We start from the raw sequence: 12,105 nt of genomic DNA, 5'->3' as shown, positions 1-12,105 counted from the left end.
GGCCGCGCATCTGACAAGGCGGGATCTGCCGCAAAGGTCTCGGCCGGCGTCAGCGCACCCGGCGCGACGGGGGCCGCCTCTGCCGCCGCCGTCGCATCCGCCTCTGCGGGCACCGCAACCGCCGCCGCTGCCGCCGCCGCGACCGAGGCCGGGCGCTGGGGCGGCAGACGCGCGGGCTTGCCCGCCACCAGCAGCACGCCATCGGGCGTCATGATGCCTTCGGCAGTCGGAACGATCCGCCCTTGCGCATCAAACTGATACACCGTCCCAAAGGGCGGGGGCGGCATCTGCGCCGCGGGCGGGGCATCGCCGCGCGCCGCAGGTTGTGGCAAGGTCAAAGGGTCGCTCAGCGCGGGCGGGGTGTCCATCCCGGCAAGGAAAATCTCGTCCTGCTCCACCGCTTCCGGCTGGCCAGCGGCAGCGGCCTCGGCCTGAACCGCTGTCTGCGGCGCAGGTTCCGTCGCCGCGGTGGCCGCCTCGGCGACCACCGGTTCCGGCGCGGCCACGGTCTCTTCCGCCGCCACCGGCGCCAGATCGCTCAGGTCCACATCCACCGGCAAATCGTCCGGCTCGGCCAAAGCCGCCAGACCATCCGGCTCGGCCTCGGGCAGTTGCCCATCCGCCAAGGCCTCTGCATCGGGGTCAAAGGCCGCAACCTCCACGTCCGAGGGCACATCCGGGCCGCGTGTCAGATAGAAAGACGACCATGCCGCCACCAAGGCCAGCAAAACCAGCAAAATGCCGGTCAGGATCAGCCCCAGATACTTTGGCTTGCCCCGCTGCGAGACCGCCCGCGCGCTCAGCCCCCGCGCAATCGCATCCGGAGAGGCCTGCTTTGGCCGCGTCAAGGATTGCACCGCCGCCGCCATCCCGCTCTTGCCAGAGGCCGCGTCCATCGCCCCCATCGGCGCCAGCGTCGAGGCGGCTGCCGCGGGCTTCACCAGCGTTGGCGCCGCCGCGCTCGGCGCGCTCACGGCGGGTTTTTTCTTGCGGGTGCCGGGAATGCTGGGCGCCGTCACCAAAGTGCTCAGCTTGCCCAATCCCTTGCCCGCCTTCGCCGCCGCAGGGGCGGGCGCGGTCGGAGGATCTCCGGGCAGGCGCGGCGGCGGCGGCACCGGATCGTCATAGCTGAATTTCGGCACCGGCCGCGCGGCCGCAGGCCGCTCGACCGCAGGCTTGGCGGTGCCAGAGCGGCTCACCGGCGGCGCGGCAGGGCGTGCGGTGCCGGTGTCGGCGCGAAGCGCAGCCGGGTCTGCGCCGCCCAAGGGGCGTGTGGCGCCTTCCGCCTGACGCCGCGCCGAAAAGGCCATCAGCGCCGCCGCCGAAGGGGCGGGGGGCAAATCGTCTTCGTCGTCAAAAGGCGCCCCGCCCATCGCCGGGCGAAAGCCCGGACGGGCGGCACGGGTCGGCTCTGCTGCCTCCGGCGCATCGCCATCCTCCGGCGCCACATCCACCGCCATCGGCGCTTCGCTGTCCTCGACCGGAGGCGTCACCGCAGGCGCATCCGGGCGCGGCGCGGCGCGGTTGAGCGGCGGCGGCGCCGACTCGGCCCGCTCCCTGACAGGCGCAGGCGACTCAGCGGCCCGCGCGGCCGGGGTCGGCGTTCCCAGCGTCGGGAAAAGCGTCTCAACAAAGGCCGCAGGTTCAGTCTCTGTGTCCCGCGTCACCGCCGCGGGGCGGTCTGCCTGCGGCTGTGCGACCGCACGTGGTTCTGGCTCTGCTTGCGCGGCGGGCTCCGGCGCCCGCGCTGCCTCCGCAACGTCCGGGCGTGGGGCCTGCGGCGCGGCGACGCTGGGCACGTGCTCCGGCTCAGGGTCGGCAGGCCGCTCCACCACCGGCTCAGAAATCTCTGGCTCAGAAACCTCAGCCTCGGAAACTTCTGGCTCAAAAACCTCTGGCTCGGAGAACACCGACACAGCGGGCTCTTCCACCTGCGGGTTTTCCGTCACGTCTTCGACCAAGGCCGCAGCGGCGTCTGGCCCCGTGTCTTCTGGCCCCACGTCTTCCGCCGTGTCTTCTGCCGTGTCTTCCGCCGTGGCAGAGGAGGGCGCGGCCTCGGCCGCGTCCTGTGCGCCCGCATCGGGCAGAGGCGCCGCCGTCGACGGGACGAAGACAGGCTCGGCATCGAAACCCCGTCCGGGGGCGGCCACAAAGGCCACCGGGTCAAAACCATGCTCGGTCGCAAACGCCTCGGCCTCGGCCAGCGTTTCGCGCGCCACCACGGCCACCGTCACCGTCGGCCCGGTCCCCGACCAGTCATAGACCAGCTCATCCAGCGCATAGGGCGTGCGCCCATCCAGCGCCGCCTCGATTTGCGCACGGCGGCGCGCCTCATCGGGGCCGCTGGCATCTATCTGCAAATACAGGATCTGCGACTCGGGGATGATCAGCTTGGTGCCGCCCCCCTCTGGCGCCAGCGTCGACGCGGTCGCGCGCAGGTCGGCCATCCGCGCCGTCAGCTCCGGGTCGGAAAAAGCCACAGTGCCGACATCCACCCAGCCCCGCGACGCGCGGTGCAGCAGGGTGATGCCGTCTTCGGTCAGGTTCAGGGCAAAACTTGGTTTCATGTCCGGCATCTAGCATGAGGGAACAAGGTGCGGGAACCGTTCCTTGCGGGCCTCATGTTCCTACAGCAGCTTTTTGCCGAAGGGAAGAAAAAGCCCCGTGATCCCCCAAGGATCGGGTTGCGGCGCGCGTTTCATCACCGGAAACTGATCGCATCAGATGGAGATTTCACCATGCGTATCCTGCAAGCCGCCCTGATCGCCGCGCTCGTGTCATCCACCGCGCTCACCGCGGCCTTCGCCCAGTCCGGCCCCAGCGTGCCGCAGATCACCGTCACCGGCGAAGGCACCGTCGATGGCGTCCCTGACATTGCCAGCCTGTCCTTGGGCGTCACCACTCTGGGCGACAGCGCCGCCGCGGCCATGGCCGCCAACACCGAGGCGCTGAATGCCGTGATGGCCCGGCTCAAGGCCGCCGGAATCGCCGACCGCGACATGCAGACCACCAATCTGTCGATCAACCCCAACTGGACGGGCTATGACAACGGGGCCCGCCAGCGCATCGACGGCTACACCGCCTCCAATCAGCTCACCGTGCGCATCCGCGACCTTGACGGCTTGGGCGGCGTGCTCGATGCGGCCATTCAGGACGGGGCCAACACGTTGAACGGCCTCAGCTTCGGCCTGTCCGAGCCGCGCCCGGCCTTGGATGCCGCCCGCAAGGCCGCGGTCGAGGACGCCCGCGCCCGCGCCACCCTGCTGGTCGAGGCGGCAGGGGCGACTTTGGGCAAGATCGTGTCGATCACCGAAGGCGGTGGCTACGCCGCCCCGCAGCCGATGTTCCGCCAATCCGCCGATGCCGCCGGCGCCGTGCCCGTGGCCGCAGGCGAGGTGGCCACCAGTGCCAGCGTGACAATCGTATTTGAAATCAACCAGTAAGCGGAGCGATTCTTTCGCGATCCTTTCGTGATGCTTCCGCGGGCGTGCCACCGGGCGCGCCCGCGAATGCGCGGGCCTCAGACCATCGCCTCAGACCATTGCCCTAGGCCATCGCCTTGTCCATCGCCTGATCCAGATCCGCGATGATATCGGCCAGATCCTCGATCCCGATCGAGACGCGCACCACATTGGGGGCAGCGCCCGCCTTGATCTGCTGCGCTTCCGGCAGTTGGCGGTGGGTGGTCGAGGCCGGATGGATGATCAGGCTGCGCGTGTCGCCCAGATTGGCGACATGGCTGAACAGTTTCAGATTGTCGATCAGCTTGACGCAGGCGTCATAGCCGCCCTTCAGCCCAAAGGTGAACAGCGCGCCCGCGCCCTTGGGGCAGATGCGCGGAATGCGCGCGGCATAGGGGCTGCTCTCCAGCCCGGCATAGGTGACCATCTCGACCCGCGGATCGGCCTCCAGCCATTTCGCCACGGCCATCGCATTTTCCACATGCCGCTGCATCCGCAAGGACAGGGTTTCGATGCCCATCAGCGTGTAATGCGCGCCTTGCGGGTTCATCGTCATCCCCAGATCGCGCAGGCCCACGGCGATGGAGTGGAAGGTAAAGGCCATGGCGCCAAGCGCAGGGTGAAAGGCCAGCCCGTGATAGGCGGGCTCGGGTTCCGACAGCGACGGAAACTTGCCGCTCGCCGACCAGTCGAATGTGCCCGAATCAACCACCACCCCGCCGGTGACGCTGCCATTGCCGGTCAGGTATTTGGTGGCCGAATGCACGACCAGCGTCGCCCCATGCTCGATCGGCTTGCACAGATACGGCGTCGCGGTCGTGTTATCCACGATGAGCGGCAGGCCAACCTTGTTGGCAATCCCCGCGATCGCGTCCAGATCGGTGATATATCCGCCGGGATTCGCGATGGTTTCACAGAAAATCGCCCGCGTGTTGTCATCCACCGCTGCCTCGACCGCCGCCAGATCGTCGAAATCGACGAACTTGGCCGACCAGCCAAAGCGTTTGATGGTCTGGCTGAACTGCGTCATCGTCCCGCCATAGAGCCGGGTCGAGGCCACGATGTTCAGCCCCGGTCCCATCAGCGGGAACAGCGCCATGATCTGCGCGGCATGGCCCGATGAACAGCAGATCGCCCCCGCGCCCCCTTCCAGCGCGCAAACCCGATTGGCCAGCGCCGAAACGGTCGGATTGGTGAGGCGCGAATAGATATAGCCCACCTCTTGCAGATTGAACAATTTCGCCGCGTGATCCGCATCGCGGAACACATAAGCCGTGGTCTGGTAAATCGGCACCTGCCGCGCGCCGGTCGCCGGATCAGGCGCGGCGCCCGCGTGAATGGCCAGCGTGTCAAAGCCGTAGCCGGGTGTGTCGGTCATCTGGTGTCCCCCCTTGATGGTTCCGCGCCGAACGCTATCGGGGATCGCCGCCTCCATCAACCGCTGCCCGCCGGCGCAAGAGGGTCTTTGCATTGCACCTTTCTGAAATACTCCCCGCGGAGCGTCCGGCATCGGCGGCCGGAGCCTCCGGCGGGAGTATTTGGAAAAGGTGCAAATCCGAGGCGCGTCAATGCGCGTTCCGTCAGGCGCGCAGGTCTTTCGGGCTGCCCATCACCACATAGGTGGTGATCGCACGCACCTGCGGCAGCACGCCCATAACATCCGTGTGCCAATGCTTGTAGGCGGCCAGATCGGTGGCCTCGACGCGCAGCAGATATTCCACCGTGCCCGTGATGTTGTGGCATTCGCTGACCTGCGGCGCGCGGGCGACGGCGCGCTCAAAGGCTTCCTGCGCGGCCTTGCTGTGGGTGTTCAGCCCGACGGTGACATAGGCGATGAAGCCCACGCCCAGTGCCGCCGGGTCCAGCACCGCGCGGTAGCCCTTGATCACGCCTTGCCGCTCCAGCTCTTGCACGCGGCGCAGCGTGGCGGAGGGCGACAGGTTGATCCGCGCGGCAAGCTCCAGATTGGATTGCTTGGCGTCTCGCGTGAGTTCACGCAATATCTTTTGGTCTGTGGCGTCGATCTTCGTCATTTGTTGCGCAAATTAAGGATAGACGCCGCAGCTTGCAATCCTGTGCCGCGCAAAGCGTGCCACAAGCAGCGCATGGACCAGCCTCTTCTCCTCGCCCTTGTGGGCTTTGCCTTTGTCACCTCGGTCACCCCGGGGCCGAACAACATGATGCTTCTCGCCTCGGGCGCCAATTTCGGCTTCCGGCGCAGCCTGCCGCATATGCTGGGCATCAGCCTTGGCCATGCGCTCATGGTGTTCCTTGTCGGTCTGGGGCTGGCGCAGGTCTTTCAACGGCAACCGGCCTTGGGAACAGGGCTCAAGCTGCTGTCGGTGCTGTATATGCTGTGGCTTGCGTGGAAGATCGCCCATGCTGCCGCCCCAAGGGAAGGGCAGGTCGGCGGGCGCCCTCTCAGCTTCTTGCAGGCGGCGGCCTTCCAATGGGTGAACCCCAAGGCCTGGGCAATGGCGCTCACGGCCGTTACGGTCTATGCCAGCGCGCAGGACTGGGCGGCCATGCTTACCGTGGCGGTGGTCTTTGCTATGGTCAACCTGCCCTCGGTGTCGGTCTGGACCTTGGCGGGCCAGCAATTGCGCCGCTTCCTGACCACCCACCGCCGCCTGCAGGCTTTCAACGTGACCATGGCGGTCTTGCTGGTCGCCTCGCTCTGGCCGGTGCTTGGCCTTTAACGCAGCCAGAGCCCCGCGCGTTTGAGCGTGTTGCGGATCAGCTGCTCGCGCCGGGGCAGGGCGGCGCGGTCAAACAGCGCCCGCGCACGGCGGCCTTGATTCTGATAAACCATCGCCTTCACCGGCGGATGCTCTCGCAGCACCCGGCGCAAGGCTGGGTCTTTGGCAACGGCTTCCAGCACCGCCACCACCCGGTCGCTTTCGCGCGCATAGAGCAGGGGCAGGCTTCGGTAATGGCAGGTCACCGCGCCATCCAGCCCCGCAAGCTCCGGCCCCGGTCGCCCGCCGCCAAAAGACGCAATCACCAGCGGCAATGCCACCTGATCCAGCCACGGGTCCAACTCTTGCAGCACCAGCGCGGGCGGAGGGTCATCGCGGATCGACCGCGCATAGCTGAGGAACCGCGCGCCGAAACGGCGCGGGCTTTCGTGAAAGAACCAGCCCGCGTTGAAATAGAGGTAGCGCTGCCAATACTCATCAGGCTGCGCAAGGTCCAGCGAGGCCGCAAAATCCAGCCCGAACCGGCGGTAGAGCGCGGACCAGATGTCTGTATAGCCGGGGCCGTAGAGCTCGATCCGGGGCCAAGTGCCCTCTCGGCGCAGACTGGCCGACGGCCGCGTGAAATCCAGCGCAAGCGTGGCCAGATCCCCGGTGATCAGCGTGTCTGTGTCCAGAAACAGAAACGGCGCCTCGGGCAGGGCGGCCAGCGCCTCGATCTTGTTGCCATAAGGATAGGCCTCCCCGAACACCTGAGACTCAAAGGGCAGGATCGTCGCCCCCAGATCTTCCAGCACCGCCCGCGCCCCCGCGCTCATGCGCGGATCGCCCGTCCACAAGGGCCCCGGTTGCGGCTCGCAAATCACCAAGCGGCCCGCAAAGCCCGGATTGGTCAGCCGCAGCGACCCCGCGAGCAGGATCGCCTCATATTGCAGCCGCCCGGCCTGACCGATGGCCATAAGCGTGAACGCCGGTTGTGCTTTGGGTTCGGATGCGGGCATCGGTGTTTCCGTTGGCGGCCTTGCCTCTGACAGCCTGCCTTGTCTAGCGGTCTTTGCCCCGCCGCGAAAGCGCGCTGCGGCCCGGCCCGCTGTGCCACGCTATAAATTGAGAATCATTCTCAATAGAATTGACATTGCGAATAATTCGCATATCTTCCCTGCAACGATAGTCTTGATCGGAGCTGTTTTTCCATGCTGTTGCGACGGACCTTTCTGGGCCTCATGGCTGCGGCCCTTGCGCCGCGGATCGCTGGGGCCAACCCTCCTTCCATCGTGGCCACGACCGGCATGATCGCCGATGCCGCGCGCGCGCTCAGCGGTCTGCCCGTCACCGCGCTGATCGGGCCGGGGATGGACCCGCACGGCCACCGCCCCACCCGCAATGACATTCTGACCTTGTCGCGCGCCGATCTGGTCTTCTGGCACGGCCTCAATCTCGAAGCGCAATTCGCCACGCTGATGGCGGGGCTCGCGCCCAACACCTCGGTGCTTGCGGTTGCCGAAACCTTGCCCGCCGATCGGCTGCTGTCAGACCCCGATTATCCCGACCGCCCCGATCCGCACATCTGGTTCGATCCCGCCCTCTGGGCACAGGCCACGCAAGCGATGGAGCCGGCATTGGCCCCGTTTGTTCCCGATGTTGCCGCCAAAGGCGCCGCCTACCGCGACTCGATTACCGCCATCGGCAGCTATGCCCAAGAGGTGCTGGCCACGATCCCGCCCGAGTCGCGCTTGCTGGTCACCGCGCATGATGCCTTTGCCTATTTCGGCCGCGCCTTCGGGCTCGAGGTTGAAGGCGTGCAAGGCATCTCCACCGAATCCGAGGCGGGTCTGGCCCGCATTTCCGAACTGGTCGATCTGCTGGTCGCCCGGCGTGTGCCTGCCGTGTTCGTGGAAAGCTCGGTGTCTGACCGCGCGCTGCGCGCCCTGATCGAAGGGGCCGCCGCCAAAGGCCACAGTGTCACCATCGGCGGGGAATTGTTCTCTGATGCGATGGGGCCCGAGGGCAGCTATGAAGGCACTTGGGTGGGGATGATGGATCACAACGCCACCACCATTGCCCGTGCGCTGGGCGGGGTCGCGCCGGAACGCGGTGCCCATCAAAGGCTCGGCGCCAATGGCTAAGGATATGGCGGGCAAATGGGCGCAGCAAAGCGGGGCGGCCTGTGCCCTCCGCGTGCAAGGCCTGACGCTGCGCTACCAAGATGTGCTTGCCCTCGACAATGCCAGCGCCTGCTTTCCAACGGGCGCGATGACCGCGATCATCGGCCCCAATGGCGCGGGAAAATCGACCTTCCTCAAATCGGTGCTGGGGCTGGAGCAGGGCGAAGGCACGGTCAGCGCCTTTGGCAGCCCGGTCGCCGCCGCCATGGCCCGCATCGCCTATGTGCCGCAGCGCGCCGCCGTGGACTGGAGCTTTCCGGTGCGCGTGATTGATGTGGTGCTCATGGGCTGCTACCGCCAGACCGGACTTCTGGGCCGCATCACCGCGCAGACGTCAGCGCGGGCGATGGCTGCGCTGGAGCGTGTCGGCATGCAAGCCTTTGCCCGCCGCCAGATCGGCGCGCTGTCGGGCGGGCAGCAGCAGCGGGTGTTTCTGGCCCGCGCGCTGGCGCAAGGAGCCGATCTTTTCCTGCTCGATGAACCCTTCGCCGGTGTCGATGCCGCGACCGAGGCCGCGATCATCGACGTGCTGAAATCCTTGCGGGACACGGGCGCCACGATCATCGCCGTGCACCATGATCTGTCGACCGTCGCCACCTATTTTGACCGGGTGCTGCTGCTGAACCGCCGCACCATCGCCGAAGGTCCCGTGGCCACTACCTTCACCCCCGCTGCCCTCGCGCAGGCCTATGGCCCTGCCCTTGGGGGCGTGCCGCTCCTTCGGTCTGCCCCATGATCTGGCAGGCGCTGCTGCTGCAAGGCGGCTACAATGCAGCGCTGGTCAGTCTGGGAGCCGCCTTGCTCGGCGCCTCTGCGGGCGCGGCCGGGGCCTTTCTCACTCTGCGCCGCCGCGCGCTGATGTCGGATGCCATGGCCCATGCCACCCTGCCGGGCATTGGGCTTGCCTTTCTGGCCATGGTGGCGCTGGGCGGCGATGGCCGTTTCCTGCCCGGTCTGATGCTGGGCGCGGCGCTCACCGCCGCCGCCGGGCTCTGGGCGGTGCAGCGCCTGTCGCGCCAGATCCACGAAGACGCCGCAACCGGCGCGGTGCTGGCCAGCTTCTACGGCGCGGGGATCGTGATTCTCACGCTGATCCAAGGCCTTGGCACGGGTCGCCCGGCGGGGCTGGAAACCGTGCTGCTGGGCTCCACCGCCGGGATGCTGCGCGCCGATGCGCTGGTGATCGGCTTTGGCGGCCTTGCCGTCTGCGCGGCCCTCTGGGCGTTGCGCCGTCCTCTCGCCATGGTGGCCTTCGATCCTCTGCACGCCGGGATGATGGGCATCCACCCGCGCCGGATGGATGCGGCGCTGATGGCGCTGGTGCTGGCCGTGGTTCTGGTCGGCCTCAATGTCACCGGGCTGATCCTGATCGTGGCGCTGCTCGTGACCCCCGCCGTCACCGCTCGGATGTGGAGCACCACCGTCACCGGCACCGCTTGCCTTGCGGCCCTGATCGGCGCGGCCTGCGGCTACACCGGCGCCGCCATCTCGGCCGGGGTGCCCAATCTGCCGACCGGCCCCGTCATCGTGCTGCTCGCGGCGGCGCTCTTTGCCGTCACCCTGCTTCTCCGGGGGCGGCGCCATGGATGAATTCCTGCTCTTCTCGCTGCCGCCCCTCCTGATCGCCGCGCTGGCGGCCATCGCCTGCGCGCTTCCGGGCAACTTCCTGCTCTTGTCCCGCCGCGCCATGCTGGGCGACGCCATGAGCCATGTCGTCCTGCCCGGCATCGTCGCGGCCTTCCTGCTCACCGGCTCCGCCAGTGGCGCGGTGATGGGGGCAGGGGCGCTTGCCGCCGCCGCCGCCTCGGCCCTGCTGATCGAAGCCGTGACCCGCCGCAGCGGGATGGAGCCCGGGGCCGCCATGGCGGTCGTGTTCACCGCCATGTTCGCGCTTGGCGTCGTGCTTTTGGAAACCACCGGCACCGCTGGCGTGCATCTGGATGTCGAGCATGCGCTTTACGGCAATCTCGAAAGCCTGATCTGGCTCGGAGGCCCGCCGCCCGAACTGCTGCGCCTCGCCCTCGTCGCCGCAGGGCTGGCGCTGGCCCTGCGGCTGGTCTGGCGGCCGCTGACGCTCGCCACCTTCGACCCGGTCTTTGCCCAGACCCAAGGCGTCCCGGTCGCCTTGCTGCGCGCCGGGCTCACGGGGGCCACCGCCCTTGCCGCCGTCGCGGCCTTTCAGGCGGTGGGTTCCATCCTCACCATCGCCATGCTGATCTGCCCCGCCGCCGCCGCGCGCCTGCTCACCCGCAGCCTGCCCGCACAACTCGCCGTCTCGCTCGGCCTTGCCATCGGCGCCGCCGTGCTCGGCACCGTCCTCGCAGGCTACGCGCCCCTCTGGCTGGGCCTTCCCTTCACCCTCTCGGCGGCGGGCATGATCGCCACGGTCTCGGGTCTCATGCTGGCCACCGCCGCGCTGATCGCTTCCCATCGCGCGCCCGGCACCCTATAAGGCCGCGAACCCAACCCAAGGGGGGCCCCTGATGCGCACCGCCGAACTCACCCGCAAGACCGCCGAAACCGAGATCACCGTCTCGATCAACCTCGACGGCACCGGCCGCTATGACATCGACACCGGTGTGGGCTTCTTCGATCACATGCTGGACCAGCTGGCCCGCCACGCGCTGATCGACATCACCCTGCGCGCCAAGGGCGATCTGCACATCGACGATCACCACACGGTGGAAGATTGCGGAATCGCGCTGGGGCAGGCGCTGGCCAAGGCGCTGGGTGACAAAAAAGGCATCCGCCGCTACGGCCATTTCGCCCTCGCCATGGACGACACCCAGATCACCTGCGCGCTCGATCTTTCGGCGCGGCCCTATCTGGTCTGGAACGTCGCCTTCCCCAGCCCCAAGATCGGCAGCTTCGACACCGAACTCGTGCGCGAATTCTTTCAGGGCTTCTCCACCCACGGCGGCATCACCCTGCACGTCGACCGCGTGCATGGCCTCAACAGCCATCACATCGCCGAAGCCGCCTTCAAATCCGTCGCCCGCGCCCTGCGCATGGCGGTAGAGCCCGATCCGCGCATGGCAGGCCAACTGCCCTCCACCAAAGGCGCCCTCTAAGCCTTTCATCTGTTTCCAAATATCCCCGCCGGAGGCTCCCACAGCCCCGCCGGGCGCCAAGGGTCCAGAACCATGCTCACCGTTCTCGTCGACTATGACAGCGGCAACCTGCACTCCGCCGAGAAAGCTTTTCAGCGCATGGCGGCCGAAACCGGCGGCGGCGCGGTCCTCGTCACCTCCCGCCCCGAAGATATCGCCCGCGCCGACCGCATCGTGCTGCCCGGCGACGGCGCCTTCCCGGCCTGCCGCCGCGCGCTCGGCGATCACGGCGGCCTGTTCGAGGCCATCGAAGAGGCCGTCACCCACAAAGGCCGCCCTTTCCTCGGCATTTGCGTCGGCATGCAGATGATGGCCAGCTGGGGCCGCGAATATGCTGACACCAAGGGTTTCGACTGGGTCCCGGGCGAGGTGGTGCGCATCAGCCCCGCCGATCCAAGCCTCAAGGTGCCGCATATGGGCTGGAACGATCTGGTGATCGATCATGCCCACCCGGTGCTTGCCGGCATCGCCAGCGGCGATCACGCCTATTTCGTGCATTCCTATCATTTCCGCGTCGCCGATCCGGCGCAACGGCTCGCCCATGTGGATTACGCGGGCGATGTCACCGCCATCATCGGGCGCGGCACCATGGTCGGCACCCAGTTCCACCCGGAAAAATCGCAAGCCACCGGCCTGCGCCTGATTGCCAATTTCCTGCAATGGAAGCCTTAAG

General features: G+C 67.6%; 12 protein-coding genes. 8 read left to right on the top strand and 4 right to left on the bottom strand.

Annotated elements, in window-relative coordinates; all coding sequences use genetic code 11:
- On the bottom strand, window positions 1-2,567 hold a 2,567-nt coding region (locus CUR21_RS19060), incomplete at its 3' end, for a hypothetical protein (RefSeq protein ID WP_157792059.1).
- A gap of 171 nt (window positions 2,568-2,738) precedes the next feature.
- Here CUR21_RS19060 and CUR21_RS18105 point away from each other — a divergent pair.
- Entirely contained in the window at window positions 2,739-3,443 is a 705-nt protein-coding gene (locus CUR21_RS18105) for an SIMPL domain-containing protein (protein ID WP_100198484.1), read from the top strand.
- A gap of 103 nt (window positions 3,444-3,546) precedes the next feature.
- Here CUR21_RS18105 and CUR21_RS18100 read toward each other — a convergent pair whose 3' ends face one another.
- Together CUR21_RS18100 and CUR21_RS18095 are read right to left on the bottom strand one after the other, a co-directional pair.
- On the bottom strand, window positions 3,547-4,839 hold the full coding sequence (locus CUR21_RS18100) for an O-acetylhomoserine aminocarboxypropyltransferase/cysteine synthase family protein (protein WP_100198483.1): 1,293 nt from the start codon (window positions 4,837-4,839) through the stop codon (window positions 3,547-3,549).
- A gap of 202 nt (window positions 4,840-5,041) precedes the next feature.
- Window positions 5,042-5,494 carry an Lrp/AsnC family transcriptional regulator gene (locus CUR21_RS18095; RefSeq protein WP_100198478.1) on the bottom strand — a complete coding sequence of 151 codons (453 nt, stop codon included), beginning with the start codon at window positions 5,492-5,494 and terminating at the stop codon, window positions 5,042-5,044.
- A 72-nt stretch (window positions 5,495-5,566) separates the two neighbouring features.
- On the opposite strand from CUR21_RS18095, the gene CUR21_RS18090 reads away from it, so the two are divergent.
- Window positions 5,567-6,160, top strand: coding sequence for a LysE family translocator (locus CUR21_RS18090; RefSeq protein WP_100198477.1), 594 nt, complete (start codon window positions 5,567-5,569; stop codon window positions 6,158-6,160).
- Here the strand turns inward: CUR21_RS18090 and CUR21_RS18085 are convergent.
- Entirely contained in the window at window positions 6,157-7,158 is a 1,002-nt protein-coding gene (locus CUR21_RS18085; RefSeq protein ID WP_100198476.1) for a hypothetical protein, read from the bottom strand. The two genes, CUR21_RS18090 and CUR21_RS18085, sit on opposite strands and share 4 nt — an antisense overlap.
- A gap of 192 nt (window positions 7,159-7,350) precedes the next feature.
- Between CUR21_RS18085 and CUR21_RS18080 the strand changes: the two genes are divergently transcribed.
- The 6 genes from CUR21_RS18080 (at window position 7,351) to hisH (ending at window position 12,104) form a co-directional block, all read left to right on the top strand.
- Complete coding sequence (locus CUR21_RS18080) at window positions 7,351-8,283, top strand: metal ABC transporter solute-binding protein, Zn/Mn family (protein WP_100198475.1); 933 nt, start codon at window positions 7,351-7,353, stop codon at window positions 8,281-8,283.
- A complete protein-coding gene (locus CUR21_RS18075) occupies window positions 8,276-9,058 on the top strand; it encodes a metal ABC transporter ATP-binding protein (RefSeq protein ID WP_232622861.1) in 783 nt (260 codons plus the stop codon). The genes CUR21_RS18080 and CUR21_RS18075 overlap by 8 nt, the downstream gene beginning before the upstream one ends.
- Entirely contained in the window at window positions 9,055-9,912 is an 858-nt protein-coding gene (locus CUR21_RS18070) for a metal ABC transporter permease (protein WP_100198473.1), read from the top strand. The genes CUR21_RS18075 and CUR21_RS18070 overlap by 4 nt, the downstream gene beginning before the upstream one ends.
- A complete protein-coding gene (locus CUR21_RS18065; protein ID WP_100198472.1) occupies window positions 9,905-10,774 on the top strand; it encodes a metal ABC transporter permease in 870 nt (289 codons plus the stop codon). The genes CUR21_RS18070 and CUR21_RS18065 overlap by 8 nt, the downstream gene beginning before the upstream one ends.
- 31 nt (window positions 10,775-10,805) lie before the next feature.
- Complete coding sequence (gene hisB, locus CUR21_RS18060; protein ID WP_100198471.1) at window positions 10,806-11,393, top strand: imidazoleglycerol-phosphate dehydratase HisB; 588 nt, start codon at window positions 10,806-10,808, stop codon at window positions 11,391-11,393.
- Between the two features lie 72 nt (window positions 11,394-11,465).
- Entirely contained in the window at window positions 11,466-12,104 is a 639-nt protein-coding gene (hisH, locus tag CUR21_RS18055) for an imidazole glycerol phosphate synthase subunit HisH (protein WP_100198470.1), read from the top strand.
- The last annotated feature ends 1 nt before the right edge of the window (window position 12,105 follow it).

Origin of the sequence: Pseudorhodobacter sp. MZDSW-24AT (genome assembly GCF_002794355.1) — a bacterium.
Classification (GTDB): domain Bacteria; phylum Pseudomonadota; class Alphaproteobacteria; order Rhodobacterales; family Rhodobacteraceae; genus Pseudotabrizicola.
The sequence above is the reverse complement of the archived record's forward strand: the minus strand, read 5'-3'. Positions and strand labels throughout refer to the sequence as shown.

What these genes read in the sequence shown, in the direction of transcription:
- CUR21_RS18105 (WP_100198484.1), top strand. Translation starts at nt 2,739, where the DNA reads ATGCGTATCCTGCAAGCCGCCCTGATCGCCGCGCTCGTGTCATCCACC.
- hisH (WP_100198470.1), top strand. Translation starts at nt 11,466, where the DNA reads ATGCTCACCGTTCTCGTCGACTATGACAGCGGCAACCTGCACTCCGCC.
- CUR21_RS18095 (WP_100198478.1), bottom strand. Translation starts at nt 5,494, where the DNA reads ATGACGAAGATCGACGCCACAGACCAAAAGATATTGCGTGAACTCACG.
- CUR21_RS18085 (WP_100198476.1), bottom strand. Translation starts at nt 7,158, where the DNA reads ATGCCCGCATCCGAACCCAAAGCACAACCGGCGTTCACGCTTATGGCC.
- CUR21_RS18090 (WP_100198477.1), top strand. Translation starts at nt 5,567, where the DNA reads ATGGACCAGCCTCTTCTCCTCGCCCTTGTGGGCTTTGCCTTTGTCACC.
- CUR21_RS18075 (WP_232622861.1), top strand. Translation starts at nt 8,276, where the DNA reads ATGGCTAAGGATATGGCGGGCAAATGGGCGCAGCAAAGCGGGGCGGCC.
- CUR21_RS18080 (WP_100198475.1), top strand. Translation starts at nt 7,351, where the DNA reads ATGCTGTTGCGACGGACCTTTCTGGGCCTCATGGCTGCGGCCCTTGCG.
- CUR21_RS18070 (WP_100198473.1), top strand. Translation starts at nt 9,055, where the DNA reads ATGATCTGGCAGGCGCTGCTGCTGCAAGGCGGCTACAATGCAGCGCTG.
- hisB (WP_100198471.1), top strand. Translation starts at nt 10,806, where the DNA reads ATGCGCACCGCCGAACTCACCCGCAAGACCGCCGAAACCGAGATCACC.
- CUR21_RS18065 (WP_100198472.1), top strand. Translation starts at nt 9,905, where the DNA reads ATGGATGAATTCCTGCTCTTCTCGCTGCCGCCCCTCCTGATCGCCGCG.
- CUR21_RS18100 (WP_100198483.1), bottom strand. Translation starts at nt 4,839, where the DNA reads ATGACCGACACACCCGGCTACGGCTTTGACACGCTGGCCATTCACGCG.